The 20248-nt window shown below is 70.3% G+C and carries 18 protein-coding genes; 12 read left to right on the top strand and 6 right to left on the bottom strand.

The window, feature by feature from the left end; translation table 11 throughout:
* Positions 1–25 precede the first annotated feature (25 nt).
* A complete protein-coding gene (locus tag ACFXOM_RS18260) occupies positions 26–715 on the bottom strand; it encodes a TetR family transcriptional regulator (protein WP_385038456.1) in 690 nt (229 codons plus the stop codon).
* Positions 716–876: 161 nt separating this feature from the next.
* Here ACFXOM_RS18260 and ACFXOM_RS18255 point away from each other — a divergent pair, with 161 nt between their 5' ends.
* The 3 genes from ACFXOM_RS18255 to ACFXOM_RS18245 all read left to right on the top strand — a co-directional run bounded on the left by ACFXOM_RS18255 (position 877) and on the right by ACFXOM_RS18245 (position 3379).
* Entirely contained in the window at positions 877–2481 is a 1605-nt protein-coding gene (locus ACFXOM_RS18255) for an MFS transporter (RefSeq protein ID WP_384937466.1), read from the top strand.
* Positions 2482–2662: 181 nt separating this feature from the next.
* Positions 2663–3067, top strand: a complete 405-nt coding sequence (locus ACFXOM_RS18250; RefSeq protein ID WP_384937463.1) for a peptidase inhibitor family I36 protein — start codon at positions 2663–2665, stop codon at positions 3065–3067.
* 63 nt (positions 3068–3130) lie between these two features.
* Positions 3131–3379 carry a small hydrophobic protein gene (locus tag ACFXOM_RS18245; protein ID WP_384937460.1) on the top strand — a complete coding sequence of 83 codons (249 nt, stop codon included), beginning with the start codon at positions 3131–3133 and terminating at the stop codon, positions 3377–3379.
* Here the strand turns inward: ACFXOM_RS18245 and ACFXOM_RS18240 are convergent.
* Positions 3376–4152: a potassium channel family protein gene (locus ACFXOM_RS18240; protein ID WP_384937457.1), complete on the bottom strand. Its 777-nt coding sequence runs from the start codon at positions 4150–4152 to the stop codon at positions 3376–3378. The genes ACFXOM_RS18245 and ACFXOM_RS18240 overlap by 4 nt on opposite strands.
* 74 nt (positions 4153–4226) lie before the next feature.
* Positions 4227–6974, bottom strand: a complete 2748-nt coding sequence (gene aceE / locus ACFXOM_RS18235) for a pyruvate dehydrogenase (acetyl-transferring), homodimeric type (protein WP_384937455.1) — start codon at positions 6972–6974, stop codon at positions 4227–4229.
* A 340-nt stretch (positions 6975–7314) separates the two neighbouring features.
* Between aceE and ACFXOM_RS18230 the strand changes: the two genes are divergently transcribed.
* The 6 genes from ACFXOM_RS18230 (at position 7315) to ACFXOM_RS18205 (ending at position 12027) form a co-directional block, all read left to right on the top strand.
* Complete coding sequence (locus ACFXOM_RS18230) at positions 7315–7743, top strand: DUF3052 domain-containing protein (RefSeq protein ID WP_384937452.1); 429 nt, start codon at positions 7315–7317, stop codon at positions 7741–7743.
* Between the two features lie 117 nt (positions 7744–7860).
* Entirely contained in the window at positions 7861–8319 is a 459-nt protein-coding gene (locus ACFXOM_RS18225) for a peroxiredoxin (RefSeq protein WP_384937449.1), read from the top strand.
* Positions 8320–8491: 172 nt separating this feature from the next.
* The gene (locus ACFXOM_RS18220; RefSeq protein ID WP_384937448.1) at positions 8492–9067 is read left to right on the top strand and encodes a TerD family protein; all 576 of its coding nucleotides are present in this window, start codon (positions 8492–8494) and stop codon (positions 9065–9067) included.
* Positions 9068–9158: 91 nt separating this feature from the next.
* Positions 9159–9734, top strand: coding sequence for a TerD family protein (locus ACFXOM_RS18215; RefSeq protein WP_384937445.1), 576 nt, complete (start codon positions 9159–9161; stop codon positions 9732–9734).
* Positions 9735–10032: 298 nt separating this feature from the next.
* Positions 10033–11166, top strand: a complete 1134-nt coding sequence (locus ACFXOM_RS18210) for a DUF475 domain-containing protein (RefSeq protein ID WP_384937442.1) — start codon at positions 10033–10035, stop codon at positions 11164–11166.
* Positions 11167–11289: 123 nt separating this feature from the next.
* Positions 11290–12027: a Tellurium resistance gene (locus ACFXOM_RS18205; RefSeq protein WP_384937439.1), complete on the top strand. Its 738-nt coding sequence runs from the start codon at positions 11290–11292 to the stop codon at positions 12025–12027.
* A 60-nt stretch (positions 12028–12087) separates the two neighbouring features.
* On the opposite strand, the gene ACFXOM_RS18200 is transcribed toward ACFXOM_RS18205, so the two are convergent.
* Positions 12088–12987, bottom strand: coding sequence for a TerD family protein (locus ACFXOM_RS18200; protein ID WP_384937436.1), 900 nt, complete (start codon positions 12985–12987; stop codon positions 12088–12090).
* A 208-nt stretch (positions 12988–13195) separates the two neighbouring features.
* Between ACFXOM_RS18200 and ACFXOM_RS18195 the strand changes: the two genes are divergently transcribed.
* The 3 genes from ACFXOM_RS18195 (at position 13196) to ACFXOM_RS18185 (ending at position 18581) form a co-directional block, all read left to right on the top strand.
* Complete coding sequence (locus ACFXOM_RS18195) at positions 13196–14359, top strand: HpcH/HpaI aldolase/citrate lyase family protein (RefSeq protein ID WP_384937433.1); 1164 nt, start codon at positions 13196–13198, stop codon at positions 14357–14359.
* Positions 14359–17535, top strand: a complete 3177-nt coding sequence (locus tag ACFXOM_RS18190) for a phosphoribosyltransferase domain-containing protein (RefSeq protein ID WP_385038453.1) — start codon at positions 14359–14361, stop codon at positions 17533–17535. Before ACFXOM_RS18195 ends, ACFXOM_RS18190 begins: the two co-directional genes overlap by 1 nt.
* 77 nt (positions 17536–17612) lie before the next feature.
* Complete coding sequence (locus ACFXOM_RS18185; protein WP_385038590.1) at positions 17613–18581, top strand: HAD family hydrolase; 969 nt, start codon at positions 17613–17615, stop codon at positions 18579–18581.
* Between the two features lie 265 nt (positions 18582–18846).
* Here the strand turns inward: ACFXOM_RS18185 and ACFXOM_RS18180 are convergent, their stop codons facing one another.
* Positions 18847–19062 carry a zinc ribbon domain-containing protein gene (locus tag ACFXOM_RS18180; RefSeq protein ID WP_384937428.1) on the bottom strand — a complete coding sequence of 72 codons (216 nt, stop codon included), beginning with the start codon at positions 19060–19062 and terminating at the stop codon, positions 18847–18849.
* Positions 19063–19108: 46 nt separating this feature from the next.
* Positions 19109–19645 carry a DUF4383 domain-containing protein gene (locus ACFXOM_RS18175; protein ID WP_384937425.1) on the bottom strand — a complete coding sequence of 179 codons (537 nt, stop codon included), beginning with the start codon at positions 19643–19645 and terminating at the stop codon, positions 19109–19111.
* Positions 19646–20248 lie beyond the last annotated feature (603 nt).

The raw sequence follows: 20248 nt of genomic DNA, 5'->3' as shown, positions 1-20248 counted from the left end.
CCGGCGGTGCCACTGGGGCGCGCGGCTACTCTACGTGCGCGCTGGGCGCACGCTCCGCCGTGCCCGAAGGCTGTGAACAGGCGCCGTGCACACGCCAATCGGTGGCGAGCGCGGGCCCGAGACGATCGAGGTAGCTCTCCGTCAGCTCGCGGATGGCTTCCACGCTCGGATCCTCGCCCTGCCCCCACAGTCGACCCGTGACCCGCATCACGCCGGCGAACGCGGCGACGGCGACCCGGGGCCGGGGGTCCATGTCCACGTCCAGGTCCTCGCGTTCGGCGATCAGGCGGGCGACCTCCTCGTCCAGCTCGGCGGAGCGGCGCAGATGGACGGCGAGCAGTGCAGGGGTCGATTCGATCATCCGGAGGGTGCGCATGTGGAGTTCGAGCGGGACGATTGCCTCGATCGCCTCGCCGATGGAGTCCCAGGCGGAGCGGACTGCCGCCCGCATCGCCGTGAACGGCCCCTCCTCCGGCGGTCGTTCGCGCAGTGCCGCCACGAAGTGCGACTCCACCACGTCCTGGACGGCGAAGGCCGCCTCTTCCTTGTTGGCGAAGTACCGGAAGAAGGTGCGCTGGGACACCTCCACCGAGTCCGCGATCTCGTCGACGGTGGTGTCGTCGTACCCCTGGGTGGTGAAGAGCTCCAGCGCGGCGCGCACCAGGGCGTCGCGGGTGCGCCGCTTCTTCAGCTCGCGCAGTCCGGTTGCCGTCACCTGCCGCCTTCTCCCCGACGTCTTCCGCGGTCTCGACGACCGCTGTCCGGAGCTGTCCGGATTTCGCTCTTCGCAGCTCAGCGTACCTGTGAGCTAGGTGACAGTCACCGACTCATGAAATGCTTTGTCAAGTGTCAGTAACTGACACTAGCCTCGACGGCATGACGAGTCAGACCACTGTCGACGAGGCACCGGCGGACCGCCCCCCGCTCCCGGCGCCGTCCAAGGGGCTCCGCGGCCACCCCTGGCTGACGCTGATCTCCGTGGCCATCGGCGTGATGATGGTCGCGCTGGACGGCACGATCGTCGCGATCGCCAATCCGGCCATCCAGAAGGACCTCGGCGCCACGCTCGCCGACGTCCAGTGGATCACCAACGGCTACCTCCTGGCCCTCGCCGTCGCACTGGTCACGGCCGGCAAGCTCGGCGACCGCTTCGGCCACCGCCAGACCTTCCTCATCGGTGTCACCGGATTCGCCGTCGCTTCCGGCGCCATCGGCCTCTCCGACTCGATCGCCCTCGTGATCGGGTTCCGGGTGCTCCAGGGACTCTTCGGCGCCCTGCTGATGCCTGCGGCGCTGGGGCTGCTGCGCGCCACCTTCCCCGCCGAGCAGCTGAACATGGCGATCGGGATCTGGGGCATGGTCATCGGCGCCTCCACGGCGGGCGGCCCGATCCTCGGCGGGGTGCTCGTCGAGAAAGTCAGCTGGCAGTCCGTCTTCTTCATCAACGTGCCGGTCGGTGCCCTGGCACTGCTCCTCGGAATGGTCATCCTCAGGGACCACCGGGCCGAGAAGGCGCCGCGCTCCTTCGACCTCCCCGGCATCCTGCTGCTGTCCGGTGGGATGTTCGCCCTCGTCTGGCCGCTGATCAAGGCGGGCGAGTGGGGCTGGGGCTCGTGGAGCACCCTCGGCTGGCTGGCCGGTGCGGTGCTCCTCTTCGTGGTGTTCGCCATCTGGGAGACCAGGGCCGGGGAGCCGCTCATCCCACTGCGGCTGTTCCGCTCCGTCCCGCTGTCGGCCGGCACCGTCCTCATGGTGCTCATGGCCTTCGCCTTCATGGGCGGCCTGTTCTTCGTCACCTTCTACCTGCAGAACGTGCACGGCATGAGCGCCGTCGACAGCGGACTGCACCTGCTGCCGCTCACCGCGATGATGATCGTCTCCTCTCCGCTCGCCGGGGCGCTCATCACCAGGTTCGGCCCCCGGATCCCGCTCGTCGGTGGCATGGTGTGCACCACCGTGGCCATGTTCGGCATGACCACCCTTACGACGGACACGGGGACCCTGCCGATGTCGCTGTGGTTCGCCCTCCTCGGTCTCGGCCTCGCGCCGGTCATGGTCGGAGCCACCGAGGTCATCGTGGGCAACGCGCCGCTGGAACTGTCCGGCGTCGCAGGCGGTCTGCAGCAGGCCGCCATGCAGGTCGGCGGCAGCCTCGGCACGGCCGTACTGGGCGCGGTCATGTCGTCCAGGGTCGGCTCGGAGCTCGCCGGGAACTGGACGGACGCGGGTCTCCCGCCGCTCAACCCCGGTCAGCTCGCCAAGGCGGAGGAAGCGGTCGCCGTCGGTATCGCACCGGTTCCCCCGCACACGCCCGAGCCGTTCGCGACGAAGATCGCGGACGTCGCGCACGACACGTTCATGTCGGGGATGAGCCTGGCGTTCAGCGTCGCGGGCATCGTCGCCGTGCTGGCGGCCGGCGTCGCGCTGTTCACCAAGCGCGGTGAGAACGCCGAGGCGGGTACGGGCGCGGCCCACATCTGACGGCTGCGCCCTCCCCGGACGCCCATCCGGAGACGGGTGACGGGTGACGCTCCGACCGTCCGGGACCGGTCGGGGCGTCACCCGTCCGGGTGGACTGCGCCGGTGCCCCTTCCGTCCGACCGCCCCACCCGGTCAGGGTGCGAAGGAGCGAAGCACCGCACCGACACGGGGGTCGACACAGATGCGCACGACCGTCCTCACCGCAGCCCTGGCCCTGACCACGGCCCTGGCCGCGCCCACCGCCTCCGCGGAGCCGGCGGGCTCCTTCCCGCCGCCCGCCGCCCCGGCCGGGTCGCGGCCGCACCTCGGCCCCTGCGCAGCGGGCGAGCTGTGCCTCTGGTCCCGACCGGACTTCAAGGGCCCCCGGCAGGTGCACGACCTGACCGGCCTCGACATCGAGTCCTGCGTCCCCCTCCCGGCGGGGACCACCGCGCAGGCCGTCGCCAACCGGACCGGACGGCCCGTCACCACCTACCAGTCGGCCGAGTGCGCGGAGACCGCCGAATTCGAGACCTATCCGGGCGGCGGCACCTGGGTGCCCCAATCGCCCTACCGGGTACGGGCCTTCAAGGTCTGGGAGAACTGAGGCTGGGGTACCCGGGTCACATGAACGGATTCCACGCGCAGAACCCCCCGTTCAAACGGCCGGATGTGGTCGCGGAGCGGGCCGGACAGCGCGACGCTCGGCATCATCGGGCTCGTCTGCGCGATTGCCGGATTCTTCGAGTTGGGGATCGTCCTCGACCCGGCTGCGGTCGTCTGCGGCTGGCCGGCGATGGGTCGACGCTGGCGCAGCGACGGCATCCCCGCCGTGGTCGCCGTCGTCCTCGGGACGATCGACACCGTGCTGGCCGCCGTCTGGCTCGCCGGTGCCGCCGGGCTGGGCAACGGTCTCTAGGGGTTCCCGGATGCATCCTCGGGAACCCGCGGCCTGCCGGGCACGGTTGTCGGCCCCGACAGCCGTGCCACCTCCGCGCGCAGCTCCCTGACCTCAGCGGTCAGCGCTTCCAACAGCTCCGTCTGGTGGCGTTCCTCCGCGTTGTCGCGTTCGAAGCGGGAGATGAACCACGCCGCGATGTTCGCGGTCACCACACCGAGCAGGGCGATGCCGGACAGCATCAGCCCGACCGCGAGCACCCGGCCGAGGCCGGTCGTCGGTGCGAGGTCGCCGTAGCCGACGGTCGTCATCGTGGTGAACGACCACCAGACGGCGTCCCCGAGGGTCTTGATGTTGCCGTGCGGCGCATCCCGTTCCACGTGCAGCACCGCCAGCGAGCCGAACATCATCAGCCCCGCGACCGCCCCCGCCACGTACGTGGTGAGAGTGATCTGCTTGGCCATCCTCGCTCGCCGTCCCACGAGCAGCAGCGTGGAGACGACCCGGAGCAACCGCAGCGGCTGCACCAGCGGTAGCAGCACCGCCAGCAGGTCGAGCAGGTGCCCGCGGACGAACGGCACCTTGGCCGGCGCCAGTGTGAGGCGGACCAGGTAGTCGCAGGCGAACGCCGCCCACACCACCCACTCCACGATCGTGCAGACCTCGTGGACCCAGCTCTCGGCGTCCGGAGCCACGATCGGCACGGCGTACGCGACACCGAACGCCACGGCGAGCACCAGCAACGGTCCCTGGCTGTGCGCCTCCCAGCGCACCTGTGCCGTTCGTTCCTTCATGGGGCGCATCGTAAGGGGGCGTGGGGGCCCGTCTTCCACCCGAGCCCCCACGCCCACGCTTCAGTCCCGTACGGCTACGCGTCGCCTCCCGCCGCGCCCGGGTCGGCCGCCGCCACGTCGAGCAGCTGGTAGCGGTCCACCGCCTGCTTCAGCACCGAGCGGTCGGCCTTGCCCTCCGCGGCGAGTTCGGTGAGCACCGCCAGCACGATCGACTGGGCGTCGATGTGGAAGTACCTGCGGGCCGCGCCGCGCGTGTCGGCGAAGCCGAAGCCGTCCGCACCCAGCGAGGTGTAGCGCCCCGGCACCCAGCGGGAGATCTGGTCCGGCACCGAGCGCATCCAGTCGGAGACGGCAACGAACGGCCCTTCGACGCCGCTGAGCTTCTGCGTCACGTACGGGACGCGCTGCTCCTCCTCGGGGTGGAGCAGGTTGTGCTGCTCCACCTCCACCGCCTCGCGCCGCAGCTCGTTCCAGGAGGTCGCCGACCAGACGTCGGCGCGGACGTTCCACTCCTCGGCGAGGATCCGCTGGGCCTCCACCGCCCAGGGCACGGCGACGCCGGAGGCCAGGATCTGTGCCGGGATCTCGCCCGACTCGCCGGCCTTGAAGCGGTGGACGCCCTTGAGGATGCCCTCGACGTCCACGTCCGTCGGCTCGCTGGGGTGCTGGATCGGCTCGTTGTAGACGGTCAGGTAGTAGAAGACGTCCTCGCCGTGCGGGTGCTCGGCGTCGGAACCGTACATCCGGCGCAGACCGTCCTGGACGATGTGGGCGATCTCGAAGCCGAAGGCCGGGTCGTAGGCGACGCACGCCGGGTTGGTGGACGCCAGCAGCTGGGAGTGGCCGTCCGCGTGCTGCAGACCCTCACCGGTCAGGGTCGTACGACCCGCGGTCGCACCCAGGACGAATCCGCGCGCCAGCTGGTCGGCCATCTGCCAGAACTGGTCGCCGGTCCGCTGGAAACCGAACATCGAGTAGAAGACGTAGACCGGGATCAACGGTTCGCCGTGCGTGGCGTACGCGGAGCCCGCGGCGATCAGCGACGCCGTGCAGCCCGCCTCGGAGATGCCGTCGTGCAGCATCTGCCCGGTCGGCGACTCCTTGTAGGCGAGCAGCAGCTCACGGTCCACGGCCTCGTACTGTTGACCGAGCGGGTTGTAGATCTTCGCGCTCGGGAAGAAGGAATCCATGCCGAAGGTGCGGTACTCGTCCGGCGCGATCAGCACGAACCGCTTGCCGATCTCCTTGTCCCGCATGAGGTCCTTCAGTAGCCGCACAAACGCCATGGTGGTGGCGATCGACTGCTGACCGGAGCCCTTCTTCACGGCCGCGTACGTCTTGTCCTCCGGCAGAGCCAGTGGTTGCGACCGCACGACCCGGGTCGGGACGTACCCGCCCAGGCTGTGCCTGCGGTCGTGCATGTACTGGATCTCCTCCGAGTCGCGGCCCGGGTGGTAGTACGGCGGCAGGCCGCCTTCCAGCTGGGCGTCGGTGATCGGCAGGTGCAGCCGGTCGCGGAAGCCCTTGAGATCGTCGACCGTCAGCTTCTTCATCTGGTGGGTCGCGTTGCGGCCCTCGAAGTTCGGGCCGAGCGTCCAGCCCTTGACGGTCTGGGCGAGGATCACGGTCGGCTGGCCCTTGTGGGCGCGGGCCGCCGAATAGGCCGCGAAGATCTTCTTGTGGTCGTGGCCACCGCGGCCGAGGTGCAGGATCTGGGCGTCGGTCATGTTCTCGACCATCGCGCGCAGCCGCTGGTCGTCGCCGAAGAAGTGCCGGCGGATGTAGTCGCCCGTCTCCGTCGCGTAGGTCTGGAACTGGCCGTCGGGAGTGGTGTTCAGCTTGTTGACGAGGAGGCCGTCGCGGTCCTGGGCCAGCAGCGGGTCCCAGGTGCGGTCCCAGATCAGCTTGATCACGTTCCATCCGGCGCCGCGGAAGATCGACTCCAGCTCCTGGATGATCTTCCCGTTGCCGCGGACCGGACCGTCGAGGCGCTGCAGGTTGCAGTTGACGACGAAGGTCAGGTTGTCCAGGCCCTCGCGGGCGGCGATGGAGAGCTGCCCCAGGGACTCGGGCTCGTCCATCTCGCCGTCGCCGAGGAAGGCCCACACGTGGGACTTGGAGGTGTCCGCGATCCCGCGCGCCTCCATGTAGCGGTTCATCCGTGCCTGGTAGATCGCGCCGAGCGGGCCGAGGCCCATCGACACGGTCGGGAACTCCCAGAAGTCCGGCATCAGCCGGGGGTGGGGGTACGAGGACAGCCCGTTGGGGTACTTCGACTTCTCCTGCCGGAAGGCGTCGAGCTGTGCCTCGTTCAGCCGGTCCAGGAGGAAGGCGCGCGCGTAGATGCCCGGTGAGGCGTGGCCCTGGAAGAAGATCTGGTCGCCGCCGTCACCCTCGTCCTTGCCCCGGAAGAAGTGGTTGAAGCCCACGTCGTAGAGCGAGGCGGAGGAGGCGAAGGTGGCGATGTGGCCGCCCACTCCGATGCCCGGGCGCTGCGCCCGGGACACCATCACCGCCGCGTTCCAGCGGGTCGCGTTCAGGATCTTGCGTTCGATCTCCTCGTTGCCGGGGAAGAACGGCTCGTCCTTGGTCGCGATCGTGTTCACGTAGTCCGTGCTGCGCATCTCGGGCACGGCCACGCGCTTCTCCCGCGCGCGCTCGATCAGGCGCAGCATGAGGTAGCGGGCCCGCTCCCGGCCCCGCTCGTCGACGGCGGCGTCGAGGGAGTCGAGCCACTCCTGGGTCTCCTCCGGATCGAAATCCGGGACCTGGCTCGGCAGGCCGCCAATGATGATCGGGTTGCGATCGGATCCGGAAGCCACGCTGTTCCTTCGCTGGTCGGTGGTGTGTTGTTAACGCCGTTCCCCATCGTGTACCCCCGGGGAGCAAAACGTCATCTCTACTCATCGGTAACCAAGCTGTCCCGATTGGCGAACCGAGGGTGCGGAAGCGTACAAAGGTGGCGAAGGGCCGAATGGCAACTCGCCCGGGCGGACGGAGCCGATGTCTGGAGTTGCGGCGAGACGGCCGTAAACGTCACCGTTTCGGCGGTCTCAACGGCCGGGTACTTGCGCGATCCGTCCCGCCCGTGTGGACTACGGCCAATGCCTCGCGTACGCGCGCGGCTGAAGCATTTTCCGTAACAAGATCAGGAGGCAAGCCGTGAGCGCGACCGCGGACCACGCGGAGGAGCGGACCAACCCGGCAGCGAGGCTGGGGTTCGAGCCCGGACAGGTGGTCCAGGAGATCGGCTACGACGATGATGTCGAGCACGAGCTCCGTGAGGGCATTGAGGCTGTGATCGGCCAGGAACTCGTCGACGAGGACTACGACGACGTGGCGGACGTCGTCCTGCTGTGGTTCCGCGACGAGGACGGCGACCTTACGGACGCTCTGGTGGACGCCATCGGTCTGATCGATGACGGCGGCACGGTGTGGCTGATGACGCCGAAGACCGGCCGTGACGGCTACGTCGAACCCAGCGACATCAACGAGGCCTCCCAGACGGCGGGCCTCTCGCAGACGAAGAGCATCAACGCGGGCAAGGACTGGACCGGCAGCAGGCTGGTCACGCCCAAGGCCAAGCGCTGAACGACCCGAGCGCGATCCAGGGCCCCCGCCGATGACCGTCGGCGGGGGCCCTGTGCGTAGGCTGGGCGCCACCAGATCGGCCTGCGGCCGAGCGGCTAGCGAAGGGATGCACACGCCATGGCGATCGAGGTCGGCACCAAGGCCCCGGACTTCGAGCTCAAGGACAACCACGGACGGACGGTGACCCTCGCCGAGTTCCGCGGGGAGAAGAACGTCGTCCTGCTCTTCTACCCCTTCGCCTTCACCGGGGTCTGCACCGGCGAGCTCTGCGCGCTCCGCGACGAGCTGCCGACGTTCGTCAACGACGACGTCCAGCTGCTCGCGGTCTCCTGCGACTCCATCCACACTCTGCGGGTCTTCGCCGAGCAGGAGGGCCTGGAGTACCCGCTGCTGTCGGACTTCTGGCCGCACGGCGAGACCTCGCGCGCGTACGGCGTCTTCGACGAGGAGAAGGGCTGCGCGGTGCGCGGCACGTTCATCATCGACAAGGAGGGCGTGGTGCGCTGGACGATCGTCAACGGGCTGCCCGACGCCCGCGACCTGAACGACTACGTGAAGGCCCTCGACACCCTGTGACGCGCCGCGCGGCGCTCCTGCGGGGGAGTCCGTTCCGGCGGGAGCCGCGCCACGGACCCGGGCGGGTGTCGAAAGGGCTGTTTCGCCCGGGAACCGGTCACTAGGATCCACTCGTTGATCCGATGCCAACGCACGATGGGGGCGCTGCCCCTGCAACCACATGGGAGGACTCGTGGGAGTCAGCCTCAGCAAGGGCGGCAACGTCTCGCTGACCAAGGCCGCCCCCAACCTGACCGCGGTCACCGTGGGTCTGGGTTGGGACGTCCGTACCACCACCGGTACCGACTTCGACCTCGACGCCAGCGCCCTGCTGACCAACGCCGAGGGCAAGGTCGCCAGTGACGGGAACTTCGTCTTCTTCAACAACCTGAAGAGCCCCGACGGCTCCGTCGAGCACACCGGTGACAACCTCACCGGTGAGGGCGAGGGCGACGACGAGCAGATCAAGGTGAACCTGTCCACCGTTCCCGTCGACGTCGAGAAGATCGTTTTCCCCGTCTCGATCTACGACGCCGAGACCCGCCAGCAGTCCTTCGGCCAGGTACGCAACGCGTTCATCCGCGTCGTGAACCAGGCCAACGGCGAGGAGCTCGCCCGGTACGACCTGAGCGAGGACGCTTCGACCGAGACCGCCATGGTCTTCGGCGAGCTGTACCGCAACGGCGCGGAGTGGAAGTTCCGCGCCATCGGCCAGGGTTACGCGTCCGGCCTGCGCGGCATCGCGCAGGACTTCGGCGTCAACGTCTGAGCCGGCACCGCCCGTCGTCCGGCGCCGCACACCATCCGTGCGGCGCCGGACGCACCTGTCATTCCGTACATCCAGGGGAGGACTCACCGTCATGGGCGTCACGCTCGCCAAGGGAGGCAACGTCTCCCTCTCCAAGGCCGCACCGAACCTCACCCAGGTCCTCGTCGGGCTCGGCTGGGACGCACGCTCCACCACCGGAGCACCCTTCGACCTCGACGCCAGTGCGCTGCTTTGCCAGGCGGGCCGGGTGCTCGGCGACGAGTGGTTCGTCTTCTACAACAACCTGACCAGCCCGGACGGTTCGGTCCAGCACACGGGCGACAACCTCACCGGTGAGGGCGACGGGGACGACGAGTCGCTCATCGTGGACCTCGCCAAGGTCCCCGTTCACTGCGACAAGATCATCTTTCCTGTCTCCATCCATGAGGCGGACTCCAGAGGTCAGGCGTTCGGCCAGGTCAGCAATGCGTTCATCCGCGTCGTCAACCAGGCGGACGGGCAAGAGCTCGCTCGGTACGACCTGAGCGAGGACGCCTCCACCGAGACGGCGATGATCTTCGGTGAGCTCTACCGCTACGGGGGCGAGTGGAAGTTCCGGGCGGTCGGTCAGGGGTATGCGTCGGGCCTGCGGGGCATCGCCCTGGACTTCGGGGTCAACGTCTCGTAGCGGGTCGTGGACCCCGGCGCGGTAACGGTCCGTGCACGGAGCGGGAGCGGCTCCGGTGGTCGCAGGCCGGGTGGTCCCGCCGAGGCGTACGGACGCATCGCCCCTTCCCGTCGCCGTCGAGGGAGTGCGGGTGCGACGGGGGTTCCCCGCTCGGATCTGCGGTTTTCGGGCATCCCGGGGGCGAGGGGCCGCCCGGGAGCCGCCAGATCTACACTCGGGGTCAACGTTTCGTAAAGCCGCGTGCGGCGCGGGGGCGGCCCGTGCAAACGGGAGACCCGTACAACCGATGGGGTAGGCAGTGGTCCTGAGAACTTTCGGCTGGTCGTTTGCCGTAACGGCGCTCGGCCTTGCATTCGCCGCCTGGCAGTGGGGGTGGGAGGCGTTCGGGATCGTACTGATCCTTTCGGTCCTCGAGATCTCGCTGTCGTTCGACAACGCGGTCGTCAACGCCGGAATCCTGAAGAAGATGAACGCCTTCTGGCAGAAGATCTTCCTCACGGTCGGCGTCTTGATCGCGGTGTTCGGCATGCGGCTGGTCTTCCCCGTCGCCATCGTGGCCATCAGCGCCAAGGTCGGGCCGATCGAGGCCGTCGAGCTCGCGCTCGACTCGCCGGAGAAGTACGAGGCGCTCGTCACCGACGCCCACCCCGCCATCGCCGCCTTCGGCGGGATGTTCCTGCTGATGATCTTCCTCGACTTCATCTTCGAGGAGCGGGAGATCAAGTGGCTCGCCTGGCTGGAGCGTCCGCTGGCCAAGCTGGGCAAGGTCGACATGCTGTCGGTCTGCATCGCGTTGATCGTCCTGCTGGTCACGGCGATGACCTTCGCCACCCACGCCCACACCAGCACCGGGTACGTGGACAAGTCCGCCACCGTGCTCCTCGCGGGCATCGCCGGCTTGATCACGTACCTGGTCGTCGGCGGCCTCTCCGGGTACTTCGAGGACAAGCTGGAGGAAGAGGAGGAGCGCGAGCACGAGGAGGAGGAGAAGGCCAAGGCCGAGGGCAAGCAGATCTCGGCGGTCGGCCTGGCCGGCAAGGCGGCGTTCTTCCTGTTCCTCTACCTCGAGGTGCTGGACGCGTCGTTCTCCTTCGACGGCGTCATCGGCGCCTTCGCCATCACCAACCACATCTTCTGGATGGCGCTCGGTCTCGGCATCGGAGCGATGTACGTGCGGTCGCTGACGGTCTACCTGGTCCGCCAGGGCACCCTCGACGACTACGTCTACCTGGAGCACGGCGCCCACTACGCGATCGGCGCGCTCGCCGTGATCCTGCTCGTCACCATCGAGCACCAGATCAGCGAGATCATCACCGGCCTCGTCGGTGTCGTCCTGATCGCCTGGTCCTTCCTCTCCTCCGTGCGCCGGAACAAGACGCTCGAAGTGGCGGACACCCAGGAGGAGAAGGAGCCCGCGACGCAGGACGTGTGACGGCGCGCGGTTTGAGGAACGCTCTCAGCGGGGCGGCCAGGAGGCACGAACACGGCCTCCGGGCCGCCCCGCTGTGTATCCGGGACCGGCCGGGGGAACGGTCGGCGCAGTCAGGGGTGGGACATGGGCTTCTGGGACGGTTTGTGGCGCGGCAGGGCAGCACAGTTCGACTCGGGCAGTGCCTCCACCAACTCCATCCAACTCACCCGCAGGCACGCCCAGGTGTCGCTCAGCAAGCAGAGCGCCGCCACGGGGAACCTACGGGTCAACCTGTCCTGGCGGATGCGGACGTCCGACATCGAGGGCCGGTCGAAGCAGAGCGGCAGGCTGCTGCGGCATCCCTTCAAGCTCTTCCAGCCCGATGTCGTCCAGGCGCACACGCAGGGCGTCGTCAACGTGGACCTCGACCTCGGCTGCCTCTACGAGATGACGGACGGGAGCAAGGGCGTCGTGCAGCCGCTGGGCGGCTTCTTCGGCAGCCTGAACGAGCCCCCCTTCGTCCGGCTCAGCGGCGACGACCGCTTCGGTGCCCCGTCCGGGGAGACGCTCTTCGTCAACCTCGACCACCACGAGTCGATCAAGCGGCTGCTGTTCTTCGTGTACATCTACGACCAGACGCCGGCCTTCGACCGGACGCACGCGAAGGTGACGCTCTACCCGAGCAACGGGCCGCGGGTGGAGATCGAGTTGGACGAGCGCGCGCCGCAGGCCCGCTCGTGCGCGGTGTTCATGCTCGAGAACGTCAAGGGCGAGCTGGTCGTACGCCGCGAGGTGAAGTTCGTGTACGGCTTCCAGGCCGAACTGGACCGGCTGTACGGCTGGGGGCTGCAGTGGGGCCGCGGCTACAAGACCAAGGCCTGAGCGCTCCGGCACGACTGCACGGCCGGCACCGCTCGGGAACGGGCCGCTGCGGGCGGGCCGCTAGTGCCGGATGAACTGGGGACCCATGGGCGGCAGCTGGAAGCTCGGGTCGGCTGCGGGAGCCGCCGCGGGCTGCGGGTAGCCGTAGGCGGGCTGGGCGGCGTCACCGGCCGGGGCCGCCGCGGGCTGGGGGTAGCCGTACCCGGGCTGCGCCGTCGGGGGTGCCGGCTGCGGGTATCCGTAGGCCGGACGGTTCGCCGCCGTTGCGGGCTGCGGGTAGCCGTAGCCGGGCTGGGGACGCGGCTGGGTGGGCGTCTGGGACGCCGGCGGGGCCTGCGGCTGAGACGGGGTCTGGGCCTGGGGCGCGCTGGTCGTCGGGGGTGTCTGCGGCTCGGCGGGCTCCGCCGATGCGTCGGAGTCGTCCACGGAGATGCCGAAGGCCGTGGCCAGGCCGATCAGCCCGCTCGGGTAGCCCTGGCCGACCGCTCGGAACTTCCATCCGTCACCGCGCCGGTACAGCTCGCCACAGATGATCGCGGTCTCCTCGCCGGTCTCCGCCCGCACGTCGAACGCGGCCAGGGGCTCGTCGTCGGTCGAGGAGGCCGCGTCGAACAGCATGATCCGGAGGTCAGGTACCCCGGCGAACGTCCCGCCGTCGGAGGAGGCCGCGAGCACGACGCTTTCGACCGACGCGTCGAGCGAACCGACATCGGCCTGGACCGTGTCGTTGAGTCCTTCGGAGGTCCGCTGCTTCGGAAGCAGCCGCACCAGTCCGGAAGGGTGGCGGGGCTGGTTGTAGAAGACGAAGTCCTCGTCGGAGCGCACGCGTGCGTCGGAGCCGAGCAGCAGGGCGGAGGCGTCGACGTCCGGTACCCCCGCGCCGGGGGTCCAGCGCAGGACGGCCCGGACGGCGGTCGCTCCGAGCGGGACGTTGGAGCCCTTCAGCATCGCGTGGGTCATGCCCGCAATCCTGCCTTCCTCCGGTGTGCGCCCACAACGCGGGGGCGCCAGGGCATGCAGGGGGCCGGACCGGGGCAGCCTGGTTCGGGGACCGGGGCGGACGCGTTACCGGGAGTTCATCCACCTGGGGAACTGTTGACACCCGCCCTTACGTACTATTACCGGCCACCCAGACGACAGGGCCGCATAGGCAGTACGGGGGATCTAGATGCGTCATTTCGGGCATATCCCGGCCGCTGCCCGCAAGGAGCTGTTCCACCAGGAGCCGGCGGAGTTCGGTCCGGGTTCTCCCGCCGGCATGCTCTCCGTTGCGCTCGGGGCCACGCTGTACAGTCCGGCGACCCGGCCGCGCCTCGCGGACGACGTGCTCAAGCAGGCCGCCCGGGGCGTCGTCTCGATGGTCCTCTGCCTGGAGGATTCCATCGACGACGCGGAGGTGCGCGACGCCGAGGAGAACCTCGTTCGCCAGTTCGCCGAGCTCGACACGCGCGACGCCGATGTGCCGCTGCTGTTCGTACGGGTACGCGAGGCGGGCCAGATCCCGGACCTCGTCCGGCGCCTCGGCAGCTCGATCCGGCTGTTGACCGGATTCGTCCTACCGAAGTTCACCGAGGAGCGCGGGGGCAGCTTTCTCGACGCCCTCGCCGCTGCGGAGACCGGGATCGGCCGCGCACTCTATGCGATGCCCGTACTGGAATCGCCCGAGCTGCTCCACCTGGAGAGCAGGCACGAGACGCTGGCCGGCATCGCCCGGTCCGTCGGTGCGCACCGGGACCGGATCCTCGCCCTGCGGCTCGGGGTCACCGACTTCTGCTCGGCGTACGGGTTGCGTCGTTCGCCCGACATGACGGCCTACGACGTCAAGATCGTCGCGCACGTCATCGCGGACGTCGTCAACGTGCTCGGTCGCGCCGACGGTACGGGGTTCACGATCACCGGGCCCGTCTGGGAGTACTTCCGACTGCAGGAGCGCATGTTCAAGCCGCAGCTCCGTCGCAGCCCCTTCCTCGAAGTGCGTGCCGAGGAGCTCCGTACGGCGCTGATCGAGCACGACCTCGACGGTCTCCTGCGGGAGATCGAACTGGACCGCGCGAACGGACTGCTCGGCAAGACCTGCATCCACCCGTCCCACGTCCTGCCCGTCCACGCGCTGTCAGTGGTCAGCCACGAGGAGTTCAGCGACGCGCAGGACATCCTGCACCCGGAGCGGGGAGGGGGCGGGGTGCTGCGGTCGGCGTACACGAACAAGATGAACGAGGTGAAGCCGCACCGCGCCTGGGCGGAGCGCACGCTGCAACGGGCCGAGGTGTTCGGGGTCGCACGGGAGGACGTCGGCTTCGTGGATCTGCTGACCGCGGGACTCGCAGGCTGATGGCGGCGACCCCGGCGAACGCGAACGCGGAGAACGCGGAGAACGCGGAGAAGGCGGAGAAGGCAGAGAAGGTGGGGAGCGCGATCACCAAGGGCGCTGAGATCACGGAGGTCATGGCGATCACCGCACACAGGCGGATCACGGAGAGCACGGGAAGCACAGAGAGCACGGACAGCACGGGAAGCACGGGAACGGTGGAGGACGACGGACCGGTGGTGTGGTCGGGTAGCTGGGTCGCTCGGCGGCTGGGAGTGGAGCTCGTCGGCGACGACGGGCTGAAGGACCTGCTCGGCCTGGCCCTGCGGCGCAACCCGAAGCGGGCGCACCTGTTGGTGTCGCACGTCCTCGGCAAGCACGTGCCGCAGAGCCCGGGGGTCGTGTACGGCCACGGGCGGGCGCTGGGCCGGCGCGTGCGCGAGCTCCTCGGGGAGGAGCAGACCGCCCGTGCCGTCGTCCTCGGCTACGCCGAGACCGCCACGGGCCTCGGACACTCGGTCGCCGACGGGCTGGGTCCCGTGCACTACCTGCACTCGACGCGGCGTCCGGTTGACGGCGTCGCGCAGGCGGGCGGCTTCGAGGAGTCCCACTCGCACGCCACCTCGCACCTGCTGCTGCCGGAAGACCCGAAACTACTGGCGGGTGAGGGTCCGCTCGTGCTGGTCGACGACGAGTTCTCCACCGGCAACACCGTGCTGAACACCATCCGGGACCTGCACGAGCGCTATCCGCGCGAGCGGTACGTGGTGGTGGCCCTGGTCGACATGCGTTCGGCGGCCGACCTCGACCGGTTGGAGGCGTTCGCTCGCGAGATCGGCGCGCGGATCGACCTGGTCGCCACCGCAGTGGGCGCGGTGCGACTCCCGGCCGATGTGCTGGAGAAGGGGCGCCGCCTGGTAGCGGAGCACGAAGCCGGGGGCGACGCGCCCGAGGTCGCGGGTCGCGTGAGACACGCTCCCGATGACCTGCCCCAGGACACCGGCACCCTCGCGGCGGTGGCCCCCGCTCCCGGGCCGACCCCCCGGCACACCCCCTCCTCTCCGGCCGCCCGGCCCGCACCCGGCGTCGTAGGTGCCCGTGCCGCCGGGGCGGCCTGCCCGGGAGGAGGCACGCCCGTTGCCACCGGCGCGCCCCCGACCGGAAAGGATCCCTCCGGAAGGGATGCCCTGGGCGTGGACTCCCGCGACACGGCTTCCCCCGGTGTACCGGCCTCTCCCGGTGTACCGGCCTCCCTCGGTGCACCGAGAGAGGGCGCGTCGCGTGGCGCCGCTGTGGTACGGGTGGACCTCGGCTGGCCCGGGGGTGTCCCCGACGGTGGACGGCACGGCTTCACCCCGGAGCACCGCGTCGCACTGGAAGCCGCCCTGCCCTCCATGGCTGCTCGGCTCGCGGGGGCGCTCGGCGTCACCGTGCCCGACCCCCGGACCCCGACGGAACCCCGCCCGGAGGGGGCCCCGGCGGAACCGGGCGCCGACCGTGGCACGGCCGCCCGAGCTGCCGGCGGCGAGGGAGCGCGCGTCACCGCCGCCCCGGCGCGGACCGGTGCCACCCCCGCACGGTGCCCGCAGCGGGTCCTCGTGCTCGGGTTCGAGGAGCTGATGTACGCGCCGCTGCGGCTCGCGCAGGCCCTGGAGGACACCGGGGCCGTGGCCGAGGTCCGCTACTCGACGACGACCCGGTCCCCGGTGCTCGCCCTGGACGACCCCGGCTACGCCATACGCAGCCGGTTGGTCTTCCCGGCCCACGACCATCCCGCCGACGGCCCGGGCGAGCGTTACGCCTACAACGTCGCCGGAGGGGGCTTCGACGCCGTCGTCGCCGTCGTCGACACCACCGCCGACACCGACCTGCTGCACGCCCCGGACGGGCTGCTGGCCCAGCTCGCCTCGCACGTCCCGCACGTGGTCCTCGCCGTCGTCCCCAGCTACGAGCCCGTCCCCAGCTACGAGCCGGTACCGAGCTACGAGCCGGTACCGCGCTACGCACCCGTACCGCGCTACGCACCCGTACCGACCGAAGCAGCCGAAAGGGCCTCCATGCTGCCCGAGCCGCTCCGCGGACCCGATTTCTCCTCCTACGCGCCCGAGGAGGTGGGCTGGCTGCTCCAGGACCTCTCGGACGTCGAACTCGAAGCCCCCACCGAGGAGCGCGAGGAGGCGATACAGAGCGGTGGCGCGCACTACGCCGAATCGCTGCCCGTCGAGTACCAGCCGACCGCTCAGTACCAGGAGCTGTTCCGCACGGCACTGGACGCGTCGGCCACCCGCATCGCACGAGCGGTCGGAAGCGTCACCGAGACCGTGCTCGCCGAGAGATCACCGCACCCCGTACTCGTGTCACTGGCCCGTGCCGGCACCCCCGTCGGTGTGCTGATGCGCCGTTGGGCGCAGCACCGCCACGGCCTGGACCTGCCGCACTACGCCGTGTCGATCGTGCGCGGCCGCGGCATCGACGCCAACGCGCTGCGCTGGCTGGCCGCCCACCACGACCCGGCCGACGTCGTGTTCGTCGACGGCTGGACGGGCAAGGGCGCCATCACCCGCGAACTGGCCGCCGCCCTGGCCCGGTTCGACGGCTTCGACCCGGAGATCGCGGTCCTCGCCGACCCGGGCGGCTGCGTGCGCACCCACGGCACCCGCGAGGACTTCCTCATCCCCTCGGCCTGCCTCAACTCGACGGTGTCCGGGCTGGTTTCCCGCACGGTCCTGCGTGCCGACCTCGTCGGGCGCGACGACTTCCACGGTGCGAAGTACTACCGCGAGCTGGCTCCGGCGGACGTCTCCGGCCATTTCCTGGACACCGTCACCGCCCGCTTCGACGACGTCGCCGATGCAGTCGACGCCGACCTCAAGGAGCTGCTGTCCGCCGACCGGACGCCCACCTGGGCGGGCTGGGCGGCGGTCGAGCGGATCAGCGAGGAGTACGGGATCCACGACGTCAACCTGGTCAAGCCAGGGGTCGGCGAGACCACCAGGGTGCTGCTGCGCCGCGTCCCGTGGAAGATCCTCGCCAAGCGGGGCGCGGGCGCGGACCTGGACCACGTACGCATGCTGGCCGAGCAGCGGGGCGTTCCCGTGGAGGAGGTCGACGACCTCCCGTACACGTGTGTGGGACTGATCCACCCCCGGTACACGCGCGGCGCGACCGGGGTCGACGGCAAGGCGGTGGCCGCGCAGTGAGTGCCTTCACCCCTCCCGTCGCCGCGTCGGACGGCCCCGAGGAGTCCGGGGCCGGCGGGGCGTCCGCAACCTCGACGATTCCGCTCGTCGCCAGCGATCTCGACCGCACGCTCATCTACTCCCCCGCGGCGCTCCAACTGCAGATGCCCGACGCCCAGGCACCCCGGCTGCTCTGCGTCGAGGTACACGAGGGCAAACCGCTGTCCTTCATGACGGAGGCGGCTGCCGGGATGCTCGCGGCACTCGGCCGCACCGCCCTCTTCGTCCCCGCGACGACACGGACCCGCAAGCAGTACCGCCGGATCCACCTGCCCGGGCCGGCACCGCGCTTCGCGATCTGCGCGAACGGCGGGCACCTGCTGGTCGACGGTGTCTCCGACCGCGACTGGCAGCGGACGGTGTCGGCGCGACTGGCCCGGGAGTGCGCCTCGCTCGCCGAGGTCCGTTCGCACGTGCTTGCGGTGGCCGACCCGGCATGGCTGCTGAAGGAAAGGGTCGCCGAGGACCTCTTCGCCTACGTCGTCGTCGAGCGATCGCTCCTGCCGGCGGGTTGGACGGAGGAGCTCGCCGCCTGGGCCGGACCGAAGGGCTGGACGGTTTCCCTGCAGGGCAGGAAGGTCTACGCCGTTCCGAAGCCGCTGACCAAGAGCGCCGCGCTCCGGGAGGTCGTCCGACGCACCGGAGCCGAGCAGGTGCTGGCGGCGGGCGACTCGCTCCTCGACGCCGACCTGCTGATGGCGGCCGGCCATGCCTGGCGCCCGGGGCACGGTGAACTCGCCGACGAGGGCTGGACGGCGCAGCACGTCACCGCGCTCGCCGAACGGGGGGTCCTGGCGGGCGAGGAGATCCTGCGCCGGTTCACGGCGACGACGTCGATGACGACGGCGTCCGCGTCCGCGTCCGTACCTGTGCCCGCGTCCGTGCCCGCGTCCGCATCGGCATCCGGGGCCGTTCCCGTGGCCACGACGACCAGGCCGCAGGCCGCAGGGGTGTCAGCGGCGTCGCCGGACGGCACGGCGGAGGACCCCTTCGCCCCGGCCGACTGAGGGGACGGACGCCTGCCACCCGGGCCGGCCCACGGCTCCGTCTGGTCCCACGGCTCCGTCTGGTCCCACGGCTCCGTCCGGCCCGGGGCGTGCCGGCCGGGACGCAGGCGGGGCGGTGAACTGCGACGGGGTGGAAGGCCCGGCCCGATGAGGTGCCACAGCCGGGCCCGTGGCCCGATGAGGTGCCACGGCTGGGCTCCAGGGGCCGTCGACCGGTGTCGCGGCACTGCGATCCGCGGCTTGAGCCGGCCGGTGCCCTCGACGGTCAGCCGCAGCAACCGCCTCCGCAGCAACCGCCGCCGCCCCCGCCCCCATTGCCGGCAGGGGCGGTGCTCGTACCGCCGACGGCGACTGCCGAGAGCAGCTTCACCGTGTCGCCGTGCCCCGCGGGGCAGGTTGCGGGCGCTGAGGATTCGGCCATCGGCCGGCTCAGCTCGAAGGTGTCGTCGCAGGTGCGGCAGCGGTACTCGTAACGGGGCATGCGCTCAGATTAGCTGCGCCGTGCCGACTCCGGTGGACGCTCGTGCTCAGCCCTGGCGGGCGCGCTCCTCGTTCGCCGCCTCGTCGGGGTGGCGGGCCTTCCAGTACGGATTGTCGTGGGGGAGCGCACTGCCCACCCTCCCGTACATCCCGAACCACATCAGCATCACCCCGACGACGAAGCTGAAGAGCACGTTCTGGATGCGGAAGTTGAGGAAGTTGGCACCGGAGTCCAGCAGACCGAGGTTCACGAAGCCGCTGAAGATGAACAGGATGCCGAGCACCATGTTGAGGGTCGAGGCGAAGTTGCCGCCGATGACCATGCCCACGAAGAGCAGCACTCCGACGCAGATGGACAGGACACTGAGCGCCCCGTTGGTGCTGAGCCCGCCGACCGTGGCGTTTCCGGTGTCGAAGAAGCCGACGTTGCCGGTCAGGCCGAGGACGCCGAAGGCGAGCAGAATCAGCCCCACGATGCCCGCGCCGATGCGGTAGACCTGGCTCAGGCGGTGGTCAACGGGTAGGTGTTCGTCGAGACGGAAGCCCTTCTCGTCGGTTGCGCGCGGTGCGTGCGTGGATGCCATCTCGGCCTCCTTCAGCGTGCGTGCTTCCCTACAGCATCCGCCCGGGAGCGGGCACCGACAAATCCACCGGGTCAATTCTCCCCCGTTGGCCGGCGCGGGTCGGCCGGCGCGGGACCACCGCTGTGGAGCAGGCCGTCTGCGGAGTCCCCGTCTGCGGAGTCCCCGTCTGCGGAGTCCCCGTCTGTGGGGCCGGCGTGTCTGTGGGACCCCGGCGTCTGTGGGGCCGGTCCCACGGGTGCCTGATCGCCCTGTGGCCGGCTCGTGTCCGCGGTGGCGGAAGGGAGTCTGCCCCGCGCCCGCACTCGTGGCCCTGGTCGTGCGGGCGCAACGGAGGCCGACGTGGTGGCGCTGGCCGCACCCGTGGCCGACGAGGCGGGCCGCCCCGATCGTCCGCGGCCGTGGCGCGCGCCGCCCCGGACCGTCGGCGGGTGACCGCGCTGGCCGCACGCATCGGTGGGACGGCCAGCGTCCCCCCGCAGCCTCGCAGCCGACCGCTGGTCCGAGCCGTCCAGGGGGCGAGCGGTCCAGGGGGGCGAGCGGCTCAGGCCCCGAGTGGCTCAGGGAACCGAACGGATCTGGGATCCGAAACGGATCTGGGGTCTG

It is taken from the genome of Streptomyces sp. NPDC059169 (assembly GCF_042755225.1).
GTDB lineage: Bacteria > Actinomycetota > Actinomycetes > Streptomycetales > Streptomycetaceae > Streptomyces.
Note: the sequence above shows the minus strand (reverse complement) of the source record. Positions and strands in the feature narration are given on the sequence as shown.